Source organism: Nocardioides panacisoli (assembly GCF_019448235.1).
Lineage (GTDB): Bacteria > Actinomycetota > Actinomycetes > Propionibacteriales > Nocardioidaceae > Nocardioides > Nocardioides panacisoli_A.
This window is the reverse complement of record NZ_CP080409.1, coordinates 164,387-181,264: the sequence shown is the minus strand read 5'-3', so window position 1 is coordinate 181,264 and position 16,878 is coordinate 164,387. Positions and strand designations below refer to the sequence as shown.

At 72.3% G+C, this 16,878-nt stretch carries 19 protein-coding genes; 7 read left to right on the top strand and 12 right to left on the bottom strand.

All coding sequences use genetic code 11. The features are described from left to right. Positions 1-103 precede the first annotated feature (103 nt). On the top strand, positions 104-1,417 hold the full coding sequence (locus KUV85_RS00910) for an HNH endonuclease (RefSeq protein WP_219961347.1): 1,314 nt from the start codon (positions 104-106) through the stop codon (positions 1,415-1,417). A 3-nt stretch (positions 1,418-1,420) separates the two neighbouring features. On the opposite strand, the gene KUV85_RS00905 is transcribed toward KUV85_RS00910, so the two are convergent. After that, on the bottom strand, positions 1,421-1,996 hold the full coding sequence (locus KUV85_RS00905; RefSeq protein WP_219961346.1) for a DUF2017 domain-containing protein: 576 nt from the start codon (positions 1,994-1,996) through the stop codon (positions 1,421-1,423). Between the two features lie 10 nt (positions 1,997-2,006). Next, positions 2,007-2,249, bottom strand: a complete 243-nt coding sequence (gene clpS, locus KUV85_RS17505; RefSeq protein ID WP_237690231.1) for an ATP-dependent Clp protease adapter ClpS — start codon at positions 2,247-2,249, stop codon at positions 2,007-2,009. 181 nt (positions 2,250-2,430) lie between these two features. Here clpS and KUV85_RS00895 point away from each other — a divergent pair, with 181 nt between their 5' ends. The 3 genes from KUV85_RS00895 (at position 2,431) to KUV85_RS00885 (ending at position 5,348) form a co-directional block, all read left to right on the top strand. Beyond that, positions 2,431-2,868, top strand: a complete 438-nt coding sequence (locus tag KUV85_RS00895) for a MarR family transcriptional regulator (protein WP_219961344.1) — start codon at positions 2,431-2,433, stop codon at positions 2,866-2,868. After that, a complete protein-coding gene (locus KUV85_RS00890; protein ID WP_219961343.1) occupies positions 2,865-4,088 on the top strand; it encodes an MFS transporter in 1,224 nt (407 codons plus the stop codon). The genes KUV85_RS00895 and KUV85_RS00890 overlap by 4 nt, the downstream gene beginning before the upstream one ends. A gap of 126 nt (positions 4,089-4,214) precedes the next feature. Continuing rightward, positions 4,215-5,348, top strand: coding sequence for a hypothetical protein (locus tag KUV85_RS00885; protein WP_219961342.1), 1,134 nt, complete (start codon positions 4,215-4,217; stop codon positions 5,346-5,348). A 10-nt stretch (positions 5,349-5,358) separates the two neighbouring features. On the opposite strand, the gene KUV85_RS00880 is transcribed toward KUV85_RS00885, so the two are convergent. Continuing rightward, positions 5,359-6,102 carry a ParA family protein gene (locus KUV85_RS00880; protein ID WP_219961341.1) on the bottom strand — a complete coding sequence of 248 codons (744 nt, stop codon included), beginning with the start codon at positions 6,100-6,102 and terminating at the stop codon, positions 5,359-5,361. Continuing rightward, complete coding sequence (locus tag KUV85_RS00875) at positions 6,102-7,619, bottom strand: CHAD domain-containing protein (protein ID WP_219961340.1); 1,518 nt, start codon at positions 7,617-7,619, stop codon at positions 6,102-6,104. Before KUV85_RS00875 ends, KUV85_RS00880 begins: the two co-directional genes overlap by 1 nt. 220 nt (positions 7,620-7,839) lie before the next feature. Here KUV85_RS00875 and KUV85_RS00870 point away from each other — a divergent pair, with 220 nt between their 5' ends. Both KUV85_RS00870 and KUV85_RS00865 read left to right on the top strand, forming a co-directional pair. Beyond that, on the top strand, positions 7,840-8,589 hold the full coding sequence (locus KUV85_RS00870) for an alpha/beta fold hydrolase (RefSeq protein ID WP_219961339.1): 750 nt from the start codon (positions 7,840-7,842) through the stop codon (positions 8,587-8,589). A gap of 55 nt (positions 8,590-8,644) precedes the next feature. Next, positions 8,645-9,067 carry a winged helix-turn-helix transcriptional regulator gene (locus KUV85_RS00865; RefSeq protein WP_219961338.1) on the top strand — a complete coding sequence of 141 codons (423 nt, stop codon included), beginning with the start codon at positions 8,645-8,647 and terminating at the stop codon, positions 9,065-9,067. A 19-nt stretch (positions 9,068-9,086) separates the two neighbouring features. On the opposite strand, the gene KUV85_RS00860 is transcribed toward KUV85_RS00865, so the two are convergent. The 4 genes from KUV85_RS00860 to KUV85_RS00845 are packed head-to-tail and all read right to left on the bottom strand — an operon-like array spanning position 9,087 to position 12,376. Continuing rightward, the gene (locus KUV85_RS00860) at positions 9,087-10,883 is read right to left on the bottom strand and encodes a DEAD/DEAH box helicase (protein ID WP_219961337.1); all 1,797 of its coding nucleotides are present in this window, start codon (positions 10,881-10,883) and stop codon (positions 9,087-9,089) included. Further along, the gene (locus KUV85_RS00855; RefSeq protein ID WP_219961336.1) at positions 10,880-11,152 is read right to left on the bottom strand and encodes a DUF3039 domain-containing protein; all 273 of its coding nucleotides are present in this window, start codon (positions 11,150-11,152) and stop codon (positions 10,880-10,882) included. The genes KUV85_RS00860 and KUV85_RS00855 overlap by 4 nt, the downstream gene beginning before the upstream one ends. Positions 11,153-11,175: 23 nt before the next feature. Further along, positions 11,176-11,823, bottom strand: coding sequence for a YqgE/AlgH family protein (locus tag KUV85_RS00850; protein ID WP_219961335.1), 648 nt, complete (start codon positions 11,821-11,823; stop codon positions 11,176-11,178). 7 nt (positions 11,824-11,830) lie between these two features. After that, positions 11,831-12,376, bottom strand: coding sequence for a hypothetical protein (locus KUV85_RS00845; RefSeq protein WP_219961334.1), 546 nt, complete (start codon positions 12,374-12,376; stop codon positions 11,831-11,833). Positions 12,377-12,548: 172 nt separating this feature from the next. Between KUV85_RS00845 and KUV85_RS00840 the strand changes: the two genes are divergently transcribed. After that, positions 12,549-13,229: a TetR/AcrR family transcriptional regulator gene (locus KUV85_RS00840; RefSeq protein WP_219961333.1), complete on the top strand. Its 681-nt coding sequence runs from the start codon at positions 12,549-12,551 to the stop codon at positions 13,227-13,229. 12 nt (positions 13,230-13,241) lie between these two features. Here the strand turns inward: KUV85_RS00840 and KUV85_RS00835 are convergent, their stop codons facing one another. From KUV85_RS00835 to KUV85_RS00820, 4 genes are all read right to left on the bottom strand, one after another. Continuing rightward, positions 13,242-14,264, bottom strand: a complete 1,023-nt coding sequence (locus KUV85_RS00835; protein ID WP_219961332.1) for a DUF3048 domain-containing protein — start codon at positions 14,262-14,264, stop codon at positions 13,242-13,244. A 3-nt stretch (positions 14,265-14,267) separates the two neighbouring features. Then, the gene (locus tag KUV85_RS00830; protein ID WP_219961331.1) at positions 14,268-15,044 is read right to left on the bottom strand and encodes an SDR family NAD(P)-dependent oxidoreductase; all 777 of its coding nucleotides are present in this window, start codon (positions 15,042-15,044) and stop codon (positions 14,268-14,270) included. Positions 15,045-15,131: 87 nt separating this feature from the next. Beyond that, positions 15,132-16,400 carry a cation:proton antiporter gene (locus tag KUV85_RS00825; RefSeq protein WP_219961330.1) on the bottom strand — a complete coding sequence of 423 codons (1,269 nt, stop codon included), beginning with the start codon at positions 16,398-16,400 and terminating at the stop codon, positions 15,132-15,134. Beyond that, a complete protein-coding gene (locus tag KUV85_RS00820) occupies positions 16,397-16,822 on the bottom strand; it encodes an HIT family protein (protein WP_219961329.1) in 426 nt (141 codons plus the stop codon). The genes KUV85_RS00825 and KUV85_RS00820 overlap by 4 nt, the downstream gene beginning before the upstream one ends. Positions 16,823-16,878: the final 56 nt, after the last annotated feature.

The window sequence follows — 16,878 nt, the reverse complement described above, 5'->3', positions numbered from 1 at the left end:
GTGGCAACGCCGGGGGCGCTGGAACGCTTCCCCGCACTGGGGAAGCACTGTCGGTGGTCGCCCCTAGAGTCGGACCACGGTTCGATGCTCGGGAGTGATCGCGATGACACGGCAGCAGGTGGGAGTGACCACCGCGGAGCTGGCTGCGATCACCGGCCGCCTGGTCACCGGTGGGCTCGCCGGCGACGACGCCGACCGCGTCGACGCACTGCGGGCGCTGGAGGAGCTCAAGTGCGTGGTCGAGGGACGCCAGCTCCGCGAGACGGCCGCGTTCGACGCCTCCCAGCGCGATCGGGCGGCCGCGCTGGGCGTCCCGGCGGAGCGCCGGGGACGAGGCATCGGGCACCAGGTCGCCCTCGCGCGCCGCGAGTCGCCCCACCGCGGCCAGCGCCACACCGGCCTGGCACGGGTGCCGGACCGGGAGATGCCCCACACGCGCCACGCGCTGGTCACCGGCGCGATCGGTGAGTGGCGTGCCACGCTCCTGGCCCGCGAGACCGCCTGCCTGCCGCTGGACCACCGAAGGGAGGTCGACCGCCGCCTCGCTGGAGACCGCGACCGGCTGGAGGCGCTCAGTGACCGCGAGGTGGTCGCGGAAGCGCGCCGACTCGCTGCGCGACTCGACCCCGCCTCGGTCGCGCAGCGGCGCCGCAACGCCGAGGCAGACCGCCACGTCAGTCTGCGACCGGCACCGGACACGATGGCCTGGTTCACTGCCCTGCTCCCCGTGGCCGACGCCGTCGCGATGTACGCCACTTTGCGGGCCACCGCCGACCACGCCGTCGGCACCGGGCTGGCCACCAGCCGCGGCAGGGCCATGGCCGACACGTTGCTCGAGCGCGTCACCGGACGCCCCGCCGCCACGCCGGTCCCGGTCACGCTCAACCTCGTCCTCACACCCGATGCCCTCCTGGACGATGCCGAGGGCGACGTGGTCCACCTCGACGGATGGGGGCCGATCCCGGCCGACCTCGCCCGCGACCTGACCACCCAGGCAGCTGCCCCCGACCACGGTGCCGCGGCCCTGCGGCGCCTTTTCGCCAGTCCCGACGGCCGCGACCTGGTCGCGATGGAGTCCCGTGCCCGCTGCTTTCCCCACCGGCTGGCGGAGTTCATCCGGCTCCGCGACCGCACTTGCCGGACCCCGTGGTGCCACGCACCCATCCGCCACACCGACCACCTCGTCCCCCACGGCGACGGCGGACGCACCACGGCCGCCAACGGGCAGGGGCTCTGCGAGTCCTGCAACCACGCCAAGCAGGCGCCCGGCTGGACCAGCACGCTCACCCACCCGGTCGGCCACACCGTCACCACGACCACGCCGACCGGCCACCACTACGACTCCCAGGCACCACCCATCACCGGACCACCCGCCCCGGGGCGGGTCCGCATCGAGCTCGCCTGGACCGCCGCCTGAGACTCAGAGAGCGCGGACCAGCGTCTCCTGCAGGTAGCCGAGCCAGTCGTAGACGTGGTGCATCTGGCCTCGGGGATCGTCCTCGGGCAGCGAGGCCCAGTAGTCCTCGTCGCCCTCTTCGACCTCGAGCCTCGTGCCGAGCGCGAGCCGTAGGTCGTTGAAGGAGCGCAGCCACGTGCGCGCCGCATCGTGGTCGAGCTCGACATCGATCGTGATGTCGTCCCCGGGACCGTCCGGCGGCAGTCCGGCCTCCTCGAGGGTGTCGATGACCACCACGGCCGCACGGGCCTTGCCGTCGCGCAGGGTCGACTCGGTGAACCGCCGGAAGTCGGCGGCCGCCTCCTCGTCGTCGTGATACGCCGTCGGGAACAGCCGCGCCAGGACTGGGTCCTCCGGGGCCGTGGTGGGTCCGGAGAAGTCGAGCATCGCCTCCAGCGGATCCGTCCCGCCGGGCTCCGCCTCCTCGTTGCGCAGCAACTCCACCAGCTGACCGGCCAGCGAGCGCAGCAGGTCGGCCTCGAAGCCGGCGAACGTGGCGTGGATCCGCTGGCTGCGACGGTGGCGCACGAACCCGGTCATGCCGGCCGCCTCACGCGTCGGCCTTCTGCAACGTCGCCCACAGTCCGTACTCGTGCATCGCCTGGACGTCGCGCTCCATCTCCTCGCGGGAACCGTGGCTGACCGCGGACCGCCCGTCCTTGTGGACCTCCATCATCAGCTTCTCCGCCTTGCGGCGGCCGTAGCCGAAGTACTCCTGGAACACGTGGGTGACGTAGGACATCAGGTTCACCGGGTCGTTCCACACCACCGTCACCCACGGGGTGTCGGCCAACGTGGCGTCCTCGGGGAGGGCCTCGGCCTCGACACCCGGATCGACCTCGGCGGGACTGGCAGTCACGCCCCCATCGTGGCACACGGCGAGGTCGCCCCCGGGAGCACGACAGGGCAGCCACACGCAGGTGTGACGTGATCGACCTTGCATTACATAGGTTCCCTATCTAACGTCGGAGGACGTGACGGCACCGGACCTGGACGAACTCAGCAGCGACCTCGTCGTGTACGCCGCGCGGCTGGTCCGCACGGTCCGCCACGAGGTCCCCCACCCGGCCACCACGAGGGTCCTCTCGCTGCTGGACCAGCACGGCCCGCTCGGCGTGACCGCCCTCGCGGACGCCGACCGGTGCTCCCAGCCGACGATGACCGGCGCGGTGCGCCAGCTCGTCGACCGCGGCTGGGTCACCAAGCAGCGCCATCCCGAGGACGCCCGGGCGAGCCTGGTGGCCCTCACCACGGCCGGCCGGCGTGAGCTCCGGAGGGTGCGTGAGTCGAACGGCCGACTGGTCGCCGATCGCATCACCGCCGACGGCCGTCACGACGCCGCGGACGTGGCCACCGCCGTGGCCGTGCTGCGCGACCTGCTCGAACGACCCGAAGGAGACGCCACCCCGTGAGCAGTTCCATCCTCCGTCAACCACGCGCCGTCTGGGCAGTGGCCTTCGCCTGCGTGATCGCCTTCATGGGGATCGGTCTCGTCGACCCGATCCTGAAGGAGATCGCCGCCCAGCTCGACGCCACGCCGAGCCAGGTGTCGTTGCTGTTCACCAGCTACATGGCGGTGATGGGCGTTGCGATGCTGGTGACCGGCGTGGTCTCCAGCCGGATCGGCGCCAAGCGGACCCTGCTCCTCGGCCTGTTGCTCATCATCGTGTTCGCCGGTCTCGCCGGTGCCTCCGGCTCGGTCGGGGCGATCATCGGGTTCCGTGCGGGCTGGGGCCTGGGCAACGCCCTGTTCATCGCGACCGCACTCTCCACGATCGTGAGTGCCGCGAGCGGCTCACTCGCCCAGGCCATCATCCTGTTCGAGGCGGCGCTCGGCCTCGGCATCGCCTCGGGCCCCCTGATCGGCGGACTGCTCGGCAACGTCTCCTGGCGCGGCCCCTTCTTCGGCGTCTCGGTCCTGATGACGATCGCGCTGCTGGCCACCGCATGGTTCCTCCCCGAGACACCACCCGCCGGACGGCGTACCTCCCTCGCCGACCCGTTCCGTGCACTGGCGCACCCCGCGCTCCTGGCGCTGGCCCTGGTCGCCGTCTGCTACAACCTCGGGTTCTTCACCCTCCTGGCCGCGGGGCCGTTCGCGCTGCCCAGCCTGGGCATCATGCAGATCGGTTGGGTCTTCTTCGGCTGGGGCCTCCTGCTGGCCATCACCTCGGTCGCCGTCGCACCGGGCCTGCAACGGCGCTGGGGCACCATCCCCACGATGATCGCCTGCCTCGGGCTCTTCGGCCTCGACCTGGCACTGCTGGCCTGGTGGGCCGAGAGCGAGGTCGCCGTCGCGACCGGCATCATCGCCGCCGGCGCCGTACTCGGCGTGATCAACACCCTCGTCACCGAAGCCGTCATGGGCGTCGCGCCGGTGGAGCGGCCGGTGGCCTCCGCGGCGTACTCGTTCGTGAGGTTCACCGGCGGCGCGCTCGGGCCCTACCTCGCGCTGCGACTCGCCGAGCAGCAGGGAGTGCACGCGCCGTTCTGGTTCGGCGCGATCGCCGTCACCACGGGCGTGGTCATCGCGCTGCTCGGGGCGCGGACCGTCCACCGCGCCCTGCACGGGGCCCCCGCCCGACACTCCACCGACGAGGCCGCGGCCGAGTTGGTCGGCGACACCGCGTGAGCCGGCGGCGGGTCCGCCGCCGGCCGACATTCCGCCGCGGGTCCACGTCGCTGCCCACCGCGGCAATTAGCGTGGGTCCGCGGCCACCGGGCCGCCACCGCTGCTGACCGAAGGACGGAGGCCCCCGTGCCGCGACGACGCTGGTCCGGGCCTCCCCCATTGCTCCTGCTCACCACCGTCGTGCTCTACGGCGTCGCAGTCCTGAGCAGTGGCGCCGACGTCTCCACGCCGACGGCCGGCGACCTCGCGCGGCTCGCCTCGAGCGAGCCGTCCGCGACACCGGAGACCACACCGACCGAGACCCCGACCTCGACCCCGACCTCGACCCCGTCCTCGACCGAGACCTCGACCGCGAGCGCCGACGTCCCGGAGTCCACCGGGGCCACCGAGTCGCCGAGCGCCCCGGCCGAGGAGGAGCCGACGGAGTCGGAGACGGCCGAGCCCACCACGAGCGCGACGGCACAGCCGCGGAAGACCCCGTCGCGCCGCATCGGGCTGGTCTCCTTCAACGCCTACAAGCAACTCAGCCTCGAACAGACCGTGCAGGACGCACGCACCCTCGCGCGCAAGGACTGGGTCGACATCATCGGGTGGCAGGAGGCCTACCGGATGGGTCAGGTGCGCAACCAGCTGAGCAAGCTGGGCTGGGGCACCGCCTGGGCGGCGGGGGGCTCGGAGGAGCTCGCCGTCTCGTGGCGCAAGGAGCAGTTCGTCTTCGTCCGCGCCGACCGCCGCCGCGTCGCACCCGGCGTGGACCCCTCCACCGACCACCCCGTCAGCGACCGGTACGTCCTCCGCGTCGTGCTGCGCGACCGCGCGACCGGGCACAACGTCAGCATCCTGACGACCCACCTCCCGCAGGCCATCGAGAACGAGGACCAGCCCGGCCGCTGGCGCAGCACCCCGAACGCCGAGCGCGCCCGGAGCCAGCTCTCGGCCTTCGCCCGCGCCTTCGACAACTCACCGGGACGGTGGGTCCTCGGCACGGGCGACATGAACTTCGACGTCAGCAACGAACGGCGGGTCGAGCCCCACCGCGGCCCCACGCGGACCCTGCGCGGCCACGCGACGTCGTCCTACCAGGCACTGGGCGGCAAGGGCCTGCCGGTGACCCATCCGGTGTCGGGGCGCAACATCGACTACGTGTACGCCGCCACCCCGGACGTCCGGCAGGAGCGGGTGGAGTTCCTCAAGCACCTGACGGTCGACGGCCTGCACAGCGACCACCGCCCATTGCTGGCGCGGTTCAAGCTGTCCTGACGTCGCGCACTCAGGGCAGCGCTGCGCGGGCCTCGTCCCACAGGGCACGGTAGGCCTTGGAGGCCGCGGCGGTGGGCGCCCACGACACGATCGGGGCGCGTCGGACGCCCATCTGCTCCACGGCCGAGGCGGCCGGGATCGCGGTGGTCGCGATGTCGTCGTACTCCTCGGGCAGCGAGGCGACGAGGTCCTTGTGGAGCTTGCGCCGCCGATCGACCATCGAGAGGAACCCCAGCAGCGCGGGCGAGGAGCCCTTGGTGTCGTCGATGAAGTCCCGCAGCTGCTCCAGGGTCCGCACCGACAGCGGCGCCGGCAGGATGGGTGCGAGGACGAGGTCGGCTGCACGCACGATGCTCTCCGAGACCAGCGAGACGCTCGGGGCGCAGTCGAGGAACACCACGTCGTACTCGTCGGCCATCTCGGCCAGCAGCCGGGAGAGCCGCTTGGTGGGCTTCTTCTGCGCGTCCAGCAACAGGTCGAGGTTGCGGTAGGAGAAGTCGGCGGGCAGCAGGTCGAGGTTCTCGTAGTCGCTGGCCTTGACCGCCTGCAACAGGTCGCGCTTGCCCGACACCAGCGCCTCGCCGCCGCCCTTGACCTTGGCGCGGACGCGGAAGAGGTAGGTCGCGCCGCCCTGCGGGTCGAGGTCCCACAGCAGCACGCGGCGGCCCTCCGACGCGGCCAGCCACGCCAGGTTGGCGCAAGTGGTCGTCTTCCCGACACCACCCTTGATGCTGTACGAGGCAACGATCTGCATCACTGGGCCACCAATCCGTCGTAGAGCCGCTGGTTCTGCTTGGTGTCGAACGCACGCCAGCGGGCGGCGAACTCGGCACGGGCGGCGTGCTGGCCCTCCTCCAGCTGCTGCTCCAGGCGCCCCATGCTCATCAGCGTCGTCGCGGGCGTCGTGGTGCGACCGAGCGCGTCGGCGTGCTCGAGGACGAAGTGGGCCTGCGCCTCGTAGTCCTGGAAGTCGCCGAGGTTGTCCTGGAGCCGCTTGAGCTCCTTGACCAGCCGCTGGTGAGCCTTCGGGTCGTGCAGGCTGGCGAAGAGCTCGAGCAGGTAGCGCAGCTCCTTGCCCCGCTTGCGGAGGTCGTGGAGCGACTCGGCCGGTGACTCGTCGGTGATGGCGCGGCCGCGCTTGTGCACCTTCTTCCACGACTTGTCCAGTCGCTGCACCGCCACGTCGATGACCGGGCTGTCGGCCAGCGGGCCGGTGTGGTGTCCGGCGAGGTCCTCCTGCCAGCCGTGGAGCAGCGCGGCGAACCGGTCCGAGCGCAGCGTCTTGTTCAGCGCCGCGTGGGCCGAGCGGTGCTGGCGCACCAACCGCTGGCGGAACGGCGCGAGGGAGTCGGGGTCGCTGACCCGCCCCGCGAGGTCCTCCCAGTCGAGGAGGTAGACGTCGAGGTCGCGGCTCTTCGAGGTCTGGTCGCCCAGCCACTTCAGCTCGGCGGCGTACTGCGCCCGGGTGTCGTCGTCCACGACGCCCTCGGCGAACTTGAGCACCGCACGTGCCCGTCGGACGGTCACCCGGAAGTCGTGCAGGAACTCGGTGTCGGTCTGGGCCAGGGTGCCGTCGAGGTTGTCCCGCAGGATCGCAAGCAGCTGGGCGAAGGTGTCGGCGAAGGCCTCGCCGGCGGGCAGGTCGGGGGTGAAGGCGAGATCGGGCTTGTTGCGGTGGGCCAGCGGGTCGACCTCCGCGGCGCGGCAGATCGCCTCGAACCGCGGCACCGCGCGGCGTACGCCGTCCAGCGACCTGAGCTGTTTCGCCGCCCGCTTGGCGGACTTCTCGTAGCCCCGCATGGTCTCGACACGCGCGCGGACCGGCAGCTCCTCGCCGTCGCGGACCTCGCTCGGCCCCTCGAGGACGACCCGCGCCACGGTCTTCTCGAGGTCGTCGAGCACCGCCACCACGGTCACCGGTCCGGTGGCCTCGACCTGCGGCAGCAGCGCACGGATGCCGACGATGTCGCGCACCCGGTCGGCGATCGCGCCGTCGGGCAGGGTGTCGACGGTCGGCACGGTGCGCCCGGCCTGCTGGCGCGTCGAGCGGCCGTCGCCCTCGACCAGCACCAGCCACGGACCACCCGGGACGGTGCGGTGCTCGAGCACGCACCCGGCGCGCCGCAACAACCAGTCGTGGGTGTCCAACCACACCGACCGCACCCGGTGGTCGCTCTCGACCTGTGCGCCCAGGGCGTCGACGACGGTTGCCGTGGGCTCGGGGTGCACCGTGGCATCGACGACGAACTCAACGGGTGGGGACGAACTCACGACCAGACCTCGACTCTCGCTCACACGGAGGGGCGAGATTACCGCTCCGACGTGACGCCGCAGGCAACCGACATGCGAACCCCGAGTGACCAGCGAGGCCGTCGAGGGCGTCATGTGCCAAGGCACCGTGGGGCGATCCCCACTGCACCGGTTGCATTGTGCAACCAGTTCCCCTATCGTCAAACTGATCGCGAAACGCAACCAGTCACCTGGAGTCGCCATGCCTGCCACACCTCGCCTGCTCCTCCTCCCCGGCGCCTGGATGGGCAGTTGGATCTGGGAACCGACCGTGGAGCGGCTCCGATCGCGCGGGGTCGGGGCCGACACCCTCACCCTCCGCGGACTGGAGGCCGACCCACCGCCGGACACCGGTGCCATCACCCTCGCCGACCACGTCACCCAAGTGCTCGACGTCCTCGGCGCCGGCGACACACCGGTCACGCTGGTGTCCCACTCCTACTCCGGCGTCGTGGCCGCGCAGGTGGCCGATCGGGCTCCTGCGCTCGTCGACGGGGTGGTCCACGTCGGTGGCTTCCTCCCCCGCGACGGCCGTTCCCTGCTCGACGACTGGGGCGACAGCCGGGCCGCGCGCGAGCAGGAAGCGGACGACATCGCCGCCGCCGGCAACCTGTGGCCCGCGCCGACCGACGAGGTCCTCCGCACGGTCCCGGACCTCACCGCCGAGGACCGCCGGCACCTGACCCGGGGATTCCGCGACCACCCGGGGTCGACCGTCCTCGATCCCGCCCGGATGACGCGACCGGTCGCGGAGCAACCCACGACCTACGTGGCCCTGTCACCGCACGGCCACGAGGACGCCTGGGCGACGGCGCCGGCGCCGGCCCGCGACGCCGACGCGTGGCGCCGCCGTACCCTCACCAGCGGTCACTGGCCGATGGTCAGCCAACCGGACGCGGTTGCGGACCTGCTCACGACCGAGGCCCACCACTACGCTGCCCAGGCCGGGTGAGGTTCCCCCTACCTGCGATCCACGACGTACCGTCCGCCCCGGGAGGAGAGCACCCATGGCCGCGACGCAGCGATCGGGCTGCCCGATCAACCTCACCGTCGAACTCCTCGGTGACCGATGGACGCTGCTGATCCTGCGCGACATCGTGTTCGCCGACCGCCGCCACTTCCGGGAGCTGCTGCGCGAGTCCCAGGAGGGCCTCACCAGCAGCGTGCTGGCCGATCGCGTCGAGCGACTCGTGGACGCCGGGGTCCTGGTCCGCGAGGACGACCCGAGCCACCGCCAGAAGTCGACCTACACCCTCACCGACCGCGGCGTGGACCTGGTACCCGTGCTGGCCACGATCGGACTGTGGGGCGCGACCCACCTCGACGCCGACCCCGAACTCGCGGCCGAGGCCCGCACGCTCGACCACGACCTGCCAGCGAGCTGGACGGCGCTGATGGCGTCACTCCCCCGGGCCGTCGACCACTCCTGACCCACCGCGAGCCGGTGCCCTAGGAGGACTTCCTCGCCGTCGCCCAGTCGCGGATCCTGTCGATGCGTTGGCGCAGCTGCTCGGCGTTGGCCACCGCGGCCGCCGGGCCGCCGCACTCCTTGCGCAGCGCCGAGTGGGTGATGCCGTGCGCCTGGCCGGTGCGGTGGTGCCAGGCGGCCACCAACCCGTTGAGCTCGCGGCGCAGGACCGCCAGCTGCTCGTGCGTGGTCACCTGCTCGACGGTGTCCGGCTCCGCAGTCGCGGGCCGCGGCGCGCGACTGCGGGCGCGGTCGGCCTGCCGCTGCTGCAGCAGGTCCCGCATCTGGTCGGGCTCGAGCAGGCCGGGGATGCCGAGGAAGTCCATCTCCTCCTCCGACCCCACCTGGATCTCGCCCTCGTGGCCGAACTGCGCACCGTCGTAGAGGGCGTGGTCGAACCGCGCACGGGAGTCCAGCGCCTCCCACGGCACGCCCTCCTCCTCCGCGGAGGCCGACTCCGACGCGTTGGCGCGCGCCATCAGGTCCTCCTCGGTCGCGAACGGGTTCGCCTCGTCACCGGTGTCGGTGCGCCCCAGCACGTGGTCGCGCTCGGCCTCGAGCTCCCCGGCGAAGCCCAGCAGGTTCGGCACCGAGGGCAGGAAGACCGACGCCACCTCGCCCCGGTTGCGGGCGCGCACGAAGCGGCCGATCGCCTGGGCGAAGAACAGCGGCGTCGCCGTGGTGGTCGCGTAGACGCCCACCGCCAGCCGTGGCACGTCGACGCCCTCGGAGACCATCCGCACCGCGACCATCCAGCGGCGGTCGTTGTCGCTGAACTCCGCGATCTTCTTCGACGCCGCCTTCTCGTCCGAGAGCACGACCGTCGCGGGCTCGCCGGAGATCTGGCGCAACACCTTGGCGTAGGCGCGCGCGGAGTCCTGGTCGGTCGCGATGACGAGCCCGCCGGCGTCGGGCACGTGGCGGCGTACCTCGGAGAGGCGCTTGTCCGCGGCCTGCAGCACCGACGGGATCCACGAGCCCTGCGGGTCCAGCGCGGTGCGCAGCGCCTGGGCGGCGAGGTCCTTGGTCAGGGGCTCGCCGAGACTGGCGGCGACCTCCTCCCCTGCCCGTGTGCGCCACTGCATCTCCCCGGAGTAGGCGAGGAAGAGCACCGGACGCACCACGTGGTCGGTCAGCGCGTCGGCATAGCCGTAGGTGTAGTCCGCGACCGAGCGCGGGATCCCGTCGCTGCCGGGCGCGTAGGTGACGAACGGGATCGGGTTCACGTCGGAGCGGAACGCCGTACCGGTCAGCGACAGCCGGTGCGCGGCCGGCTCGAACGCCTCGCGTACGCCGTCACCCCAGGTGAGCGCGTCACCGGCGTGGTGGATCTCGTCGAGGATCACCAGAGTCTTGAACCGCTCGGTGCGGATGCGCATGGCGAGGGGGTTGACCGCCACCCCGGCATAGGTCACCGCGACCCCGACGTAGTCGCCGGCGATCTTGCCCTTGCCGGCCGAGTAGGTCGGGTCGATCGGCAGCCCGGCCTTCTCCGCCGCGGCGGCCCACTGGTGCTTGAGGTGCTCGGTCGGCGCGACCACGACGATCCGGTCGACGATCCGGCGTCCCAGCAGTTCGGAGGCGACCGAGAGGGCGAAGGTCGTCTTGCCCGCACCCGGCGTCGCGACGGTCAGGAAGTCGCGGGGCCGCCGGTCGAGGTAGTCGCGCAGCGCAGAGGCCTGCCACGCACGCAGTGAGGAGGCCGTGCCCCAGGCCGCTCGCTCCGGCCATGCCGGACCGAGGGAGGTGAGGGGCTCGGCGTCGTGGCCGCCGCTCACTCCGCGGGCGAGTCGTCGTCGCCGGAGTCGTCAGGGAAGCCTTCCCAGATCTCCTTGCAGGTCGGGCAGACCGGGAACTTCTCCGGAGCACGGCTGGGCACCCACATCTTGCCGCAGAGGGCACGCACGGCGGTGCCGTTGACCATCGCGTCGGTGAGCTTGTCCTTCTCGACGTAGTGGGAGAACCGCTCGTGGTCCCCGTTGTCGGTGGGGACGGTGCGGCGATCCTCGAGGGTGTCGCTGCCTGCGGAGAAGCCGATGGTGCTCACGGGGTCCACTCTAGGGGGTCGGATCAGTTGAGGTCGGGGTCGGCCGGACGCGTGGCGTGCAGGGCGAGGCCGCCGGGCTGGCGACGCATCACGGCCCGCCACAGGCCGGCGGTGTCGAGGACGAAGGCGTCCTCGGGGTGGCCAGGGACGACGTACCAGCTGCCCTCGGCGATCTCGGACTCGAGCTGCCCGCCGTCCCAGCCGGCGTACCCGGCGAAGATGCGCAGGCGCTCGACGGAGCCGTTGACCAGCTCGCGGGGCGTGTCGAGGTCCAGGACGCCCAGGTCGTGGTCGACGGGACGGAAGCCGGCCGAGTCCGCGCCGTGGGTGGCGAGGGCGACCGCGATGGCGCCGTCGGTGGAGACCGGGCCGCCCTGGAAGAGCACCTCGGGCTCCTCCACGACCTCGCCCCACTCCCCCAGGACCTCCGAGACGGGGAGGGCGCTGGGCCGGTTGATGACCACCCCGAGCGCGCCCTCCTCGTTGACGTCGAGGAGGAGCACGACCGTGTCGGCGAAGTTGGGGTCCACCAGTGCGGGGGTGGCGAGCAGCAGCACGCCGGGCGCCGGCGCGACGGGCTCGGCCGGGCCCTCGGGCCACTCGGGGCCGAGCGGGTCGTCGGCGTCGCCAGCGTGGCCGGGGTCGCCAGGGTTGCCAGGGGTCCTGCTCACCCCTCCATCATGCCGCAAGTGCCTCGCGCAGCAGGTCCACGAAACGGCGGCGCCGCACGACGGGCACGACCGGCGTCACGCGGTGGAGCTCGCGGGCGCGCTCCTCGATCTCGGCACCGATGCGCACCGCGGCCGGGTCGGCGTCGGGACTGGTGGCCCGACCGAGGCCGGCACGGCCCGCGAGCACGGCGAGGAGCTGGCGCTCCTTGTTGGTGGACTTCAGCATCGCGCCCGCCATCGCGTAGTCGACGGGGTGGTCGCGGTAGTTGTCCAGGATGAGGCGCACGCCGCCGAGCTCGGTCGCGGCGGCACTCCAGCCGCGGCACACGGCGTCCTCGAGGTCGAGCGGCTCGCCCTCGAGCGCGCGGTGCACCTTGCCCGAGAGGCGGGTGTGCCACTTCAGCGACAGCGCGGCGAGCAGGTCGAGCTCGTCGCGGAAGGTCTCGTCGACGCCGTCGACGTCCATGGGGAGTTCGCCGTCACGGCGGGCCTCGGCGGCATCGATCACGGCGCGGAGCACGTCGCCGCGGTGGTGGAAGGTCTGCCAGGTCATGGTCAGCTCCTAGGTCTGGTCCGTGGCGGTGGACCGGTCGGCATACCGCCAGTACGTACTCCGAGTATGGCGAGGTGTCGACGGTGCAGCCAAGCATCCGGGGCCGTGATCCCGCCCACGTGACGACCGCCATTGAGCCACGTCACAGCCGCAGGTTCCCTAGGCTGGCCCGATGGCGAAGTCGGTCTCCAAGCTCAAGCCCCGGGTGCCCAGCGTGCCCTCGGTCCACGGCGGCGGCACGAAGCGCCGACTCGTCGACGTCGCCGAGACCCTCTTCACCGACAACGGGTACGCCGGCACCTCGCTCGACGCGATCGTGGCCGGCGCCAAGGTCACCAAGGGCGCCTTCTACCACCACTTCGGCGGCAAGGCCGCGCTCTTCGAGACCGTCTTCGAGCGGGTCGAGGCCGACGCGGCCAAGCGGATCCAGCGCTCGCTGCGCGACCCCCGTGACCCGTGGGACAAGGCCCGCACCGGGCTGCGGGCGTTCCTCGACGTGGTGCAGGAGCCGCGCTACCGGCGCATCGTGATCCAGGAGGGCCCGTCGGTGCTGGGTTATGAGCGCTACCGCGAGATGGAGGAGCGTTCGACCTACCCCAACATCGTCGAGATCGTGCGCGCCGTTCTCGAGGCCGGCTCGTGGACGCTGGACGGCCCGATGCTCGACACCTTCGCCCGGATCTTCTTCGGCGCGATGTCCTCGGCCGGCGAGTCCGTCACCACCGCCGAGGACCCGGAGGAGGCAGCCCAACGCGTCGAGGACGCGATCGGGCTGCTCCTCTCGGGCGTGCAGCTGATGGTCGAGAGCGGGGACGGCCTGGCGGCCGTCTTCCCCACCCGCGGGGGCGAGTGATCCCGGCGCCGCCTACTTCTGGAAGGTGATGTCGCCGGGCCGCAGCTTGCCCGCGGCGTCGTTGGCCGGCACGAGCTCGATCCAGGTCCGACCGGGCGGCACCGCGAGGTCGCCCTCCGACGTACTCAGGGTCACCTCGCCGTCCAGGGCGTCCTTGCTCCAGGTCGCCTGGATGGCGCGGCCGTCGTGGAAGAGCACCGCCTTGCCCTGGCCCTCGAACTTGGTCTCGGGCACGAAGCTGCCCGCGGGGTCGAGGTAGCCGGCGTCGCCGATCTGCACCTTCAGCGCCAGCACGGTGTCGGCGACGAACCGGTCGTCCTCGGCGGCGTAGGAGTTGGTGTTGCGGTACTTGCCGCCGCGGAACTGCCACTCGGTGACCCGGCTGCCGAAGCTGGCCTGGATCGAGGAGGCCGGCTTGCCCTGCGGCAGGTCGGCCGCGTCGCCCCATGCGAGGTAGTCCGGCGGGGTGTCCTCGGTGCCGTCCTCGGTCGCCTTGGCCGTCTCGGCGAGGTTCGTCATCAGGTTGTACGGCGCCGCCCGCCCGCTGTCGCGCCCGAAGCCGGGCGAGCCCTCGGAGTGGAAGGTGATGCCGGCGTTCTTGATCGCGCCGACGGTGCGGGCCGCGCCACCACTGGTGACGATCTCGGCACCGACCGGCGAGACGATGCCGATGTCGCTGGTGCGCATCGACCGCACCGGCCCGACCTCCTGGGGCACCTTGGAGTAGAAGAACGCCGCCAGCCGGGTGTAGCCACCCTCGACGAGCTCCTCGACCACGAGGTCCGCCCGCCCCAGGCCGACCTGGGGGGCGCTGCTGGCGGTGTTGTCGTACTTCACCACCAGCGGCGGGCGGTCCTTGGCGACCGAGCCGTCGGCCTCGAGACCGGTCAGCGGCCAGGTCTCGGGCTCGGCCGGCGCCGAGGACTCGGCAGGCTCGGGACTGCTCTCCTCGGGCTCCTCACCACCGCAGGCGGCGAGGGCGAAGGCCAGGGTCGCGGTGGCGACCGTCGTACGGACGAAGGCGTGGCGGCGCATCGGTCAGCTCAACCGCGAGAGGGAGGCGCCACCGTCGACGTACAGCGTCTGGCCGGTGATGTAGGAGGCCTCGTCGCTGGCCAGGAAGAGCACGGCCGCGGCGATGTCCTCGGGGAAGCCGACCCGCTTGACCGGGTTGGCCTCGGCGTTGAGTTGGCGGAACTCCTCGACGTCCATCTTCAGCCGGGCCGCGGTGGCGTCGGTCATCTCGGTGGCGATGAAGCCCGGCGCGACGGCGTTGACGTTGATGCCGAAGGGGCCGAGCTCGATGCCCAGGGTCTTGGTGAAGCCCTGCAGGCCCATCTTGGCCGAGGAGTAGTTGACCTGCCCGCGGTTGCCCAGGGCGGAGATGGAGGAGGTGTTGACGACCTTGCCGTACTTCTGCTCGGTGAAGTGCTTCTGTGCGGCCTTGGTCATCAGGAAGGCGCCCTTGAGGTGGACGTTGATGACCAGGTCCCAGTCGTCCTCGGACATCTTGAACATCAGGTTGTCGCGGGTGATGCCGGCGTTGTTGACCAGCACGTGGATGCCACCGAGCTCGCTGACGACGCGCTCGATCGCGGCGTCGACGGAGGCCCCGTCGGCGACGTCGGCGCCGACGCCGATCGCCTTCGCGTCACCGGTGACCGGCAGCTTGGCGGCGGCCTCGCTGGCGGCGGCCTCGTCGAGGTCGACGATCGCGACGGAAGCGCCCTCCTCGGCGAACTTGGTGGCAGTGCCGAACCCGATGCCGCGGGCGGCACCGGAGATGACGACGACGCGTCCGTCGAAACGACCCATGGATGATGCTCCTCTCCTGCGCCCGGTCGGCCCGGGCGGTCTGCAAGTCCAGCAGGCACCATACGACGGCATCGGGCGCCGCGGCCGTCACGGGTGTGGCGCGTCCACGCTGCGATCGGCGCGTCGGTGCACGCGGTGGCTGGCCCGAGCAGCGGTCGGCTGCGGGCCCTCCCCCGCCAGGCCGGCGGCGAGGTGGCCGGCCCACGGGGCGGCGGTCGCGCCGTGCAGGAGGACGCTGACGCCCACCGCGACGGTGGCGACCGTGGCCACGACCTCGGCGCCGGCGGTGTCCAGCTCCTGGGTGAGGAGCAGGATGAACAGGATCGTCGCCAGCCCCCGGGGCCCGAACCAGCCGATGAAGACCCGCGTCTGCCGGGTCGTGGGCGTGCCGAGCAGTGCGAGGCCGACCGGCAGCATCCGCACCACAGTCAGGCTCAGGACGACGTAGAGCAGGTGGGCGGGCGTGACCTTGCCCAGCGCGGGCGCCAGGAAGGCGGCCCCGAAGACGAAGAACGCGATCGTCGTCAGCAGCACGCCGTCGTCGGTGGTGACGTCGGCGGTGTCGCGGCACTGCGCGCAGGTCATCGCACCGAAGGACAGCCCGGCCACGAACGCGGCGATGAAGCCGTTGCCCCCGGCCAGGTGGGCCGCGGCGTACGCCGCCACCGGCACGGCGAGCGTGCCGAGCTGCCGGTAGACGCCGGAGACCTCGCGCCGCAGCGAGCCACGGTGGAGCAGGTGGCCGCCGAGGAGGCCGAACCCGACGCCGGCGGCGACGCCGTACCCGACCTGCTCGGCCGCGAGCCGCACCGCGGAGCCGGCCGAGGCGCCCTCCTCGTCGCGGACGGCGAAGGCGAGCAGCACCGTCACGACCGGCACCATGATCCCGTCGTTGAGGCCGCTCTCGACGCTGATGCCCTCGCGGAGCCGTTCGGGGAGTCGCCGGTCGGTGACCACCGCCTGCCCGAGCGCGGCGTCGGTGGGCGTGAGGAGCGCGGCCAGCAGGGCGGCCTCGACGAGGGTGAGCGAGGGCAGCACCCAGGTCGCGACCAGCCACCCCAGGCCGAGCACGAGCGGGAGCCCGATGGCCAGCAGCCGCAGCGGGAGCCATGCGTTGCGCCGTAGGGTGCGCAGGTCGACCGAGACCGCGTCGCTGAAGAGGACCAGCACGAGCGTCGCCTCGATGAGGACCGAGGTGGCCTCGCCAGCGACCGGCACGTCGACGATCCCCAACGCGGCAGTGAGTGCGCCGAGGGCGACGAAGACCATCGGCGCGGTGATCGGCAGCCGCGCGGTGCGCTGCGAGACCAGGGCGTACGCCGCCACCCCGACGGCGAGGACCAGCACGGCACTCATGCCGGGTCCCCCGGCCGGTAGGCGTCGCGGAGCCGGGCGGCGTAGGAGGCGGCCTCGCCGTCGGCGTACCTGCGCCGGGGCCAGAAGAAGCCGCGCAGCCCGTCGCCCTTGGTGCGCGGCACGACGTGCAGGTGCAGGTGCGGCACCGACTGGCTGACGGTGTTGTTGATCGCGCAGAAGCTGCCCTGTGCCCCCAACGCCTCGATCATCGCGGTCGCGAGGCCCTGCCCGGCGGCGAGGAAGCCGTCGCGCTGGCCGGCGGGGAGGTCGGGCAGCGTCTCGACGTGGTGCCGCGGGACGAGCAGGACGTGGCCCTTGAACAGCGGCCGGCGGTCGAGGAAGGCGAGCAGGTCGGGCTCGTCGAGGACGACGTCGGCCGGGGCGTCGCCCGCCGCGATCGCACAGAAGACGCACTCGGCCATGCGGCCGAGGATAGGGCAGCGCCGGACCCGTGCTGTCGGGTCCGGCACTGCGGTGG

Coding starts and splice junctions, on each gene's coding strand:
- KUV85_RS00910 (WP_219961347.1), top strand. CDS start 104: ATGACACGGCAGCAGGTGGGAGTGACCACCGCGGAGCTGGCTGCGATC.
- KUV85_RS00905 (WP_219961346.1), bottom strand. CDS start 1,996: ATGACCGGGTTCGTGCGCCACCGTCGCAGCCAGCGGATCCACGCCACG.
- KUV85_RS00880 (WP_219961341.1), bottom strand. CDS start 6,102: ATGCAGATCGTTGCCTCGTACAGCATCAAGGGTGGTGTCGGGAAGACG.
- KUV85_RS00870 (WP_219961339.1), top strand. CDS start 7,840: ATGCCTGCCACACCTCGCCTGCTCCTCCTCCCCGGCGCCTGGATGGGC.
- KUV85_RS00865 (WP_219961338.1), top strand. CDS start 8,645: ATGGCCGCGACGCAGCGATCGGGCTGCCCGATCAACCTCACCGTCGAA.
- KUV85_RS00845 (WP_219961334.1), bottom strand. CDS start 12,376: ATGACCTGGCAGACCTTCCACCACCGCGGCGACGTGCTCCGCGCCGTG.
- KUV85_RS00840 (WP_219961333.1), top strand. CDS start 12,549: ATGGCGAAGTCGGTCTCCAAGCTCAAGCCCCGGGTGCCCAGCGTGCCC.
- KUV85_RS00835 (WP_219961332.1), bottom strand. CDS start 14,264: ATGCGCCGCCACGCCTTCGTCCGTACGACGGTCGCCACCGCGACCCTG.
- KUV85_RS00830 (WP_219961331.1), bottom strand. CDS start 15,044: ATGGGTCGTTTCGACGGACGCGTCGTCGTCATCTCCGGTGCCGCCCGC.
- KUV85_RS00825 (WP_219961330.1), bottom strand. CDS start 16,400: ATGAGTGCCGTGCTGGTCCTCGCCGTCGGGGTGGCGGCGTACGCCCTG.
- KUV85_RS00820 (WP_219961329.1), bottom strand. CDS start 16,822: ATGGCCGAGTGCGTCTTCTGTGCGATCGCGGCGGGCGACGCCCCGGCC.